The sequence below is a fragment of the Tritonibacter sp. SIMBA_163 genome (assembly GCF_046535935.1).
Lineage (GTDB): Bacteria > Pseudomonadota > Alphaproteobacteria > Rhodobacterales > Rhodobacteraceae > Epibacterium > Epibacterium scottomollicae.
Genome location: NZ_JAWJBP010000282.1, coordinates 1 through 289, shown reverse-complemented (window position 1 = coordinate 289; position 289 = coordinate 1). Strand labels below are relative to the sequence as shown.

At 56.1% G+C, this 289-nt stretch carries 1 protein-coding gene; it reads right to left on the bottom strand.

What is annotated here, in order from left to right; genetic code table 11:
* Positions 1-187: 187 nt before the first annotated feature.
* Positions 188-289 (bottom strand): ATP-dependent Clp protease proteolytic subunit (locus tag R0J92_RS22415; RefSeq protein WP_411053280.1); only part of this gene is annotated, 102 nt, incomplete at its 5' end.

Below are 289 nucleotides of genomic sequence, written 5' to 3'. Positions count from 1 at the left end.
AGCTGCACCGCCGAACAAATGAAAAATATGTTCCCGGCAAAGATTCGGCATAATCTGACCAAGTTTAGCGCCCCGAACCCCAACAGATGCTTAACGCGGCGCGTTAACCATCACGTAGGTGCAAGAATTGGGCCCCTTTTGTGGCAAAGGGCGCTAAAAAGCAGGTGCGAGCCGGAGAATCCGGCTCTTACTTCGATTCGTCCGCGCTCACGTCGCGCGCTTCGACCACCTTGTCGATGAGGCCGAATTCGAGCGCTTCCTGCGCGGTCATGAAATGGTCGCGGTCGAG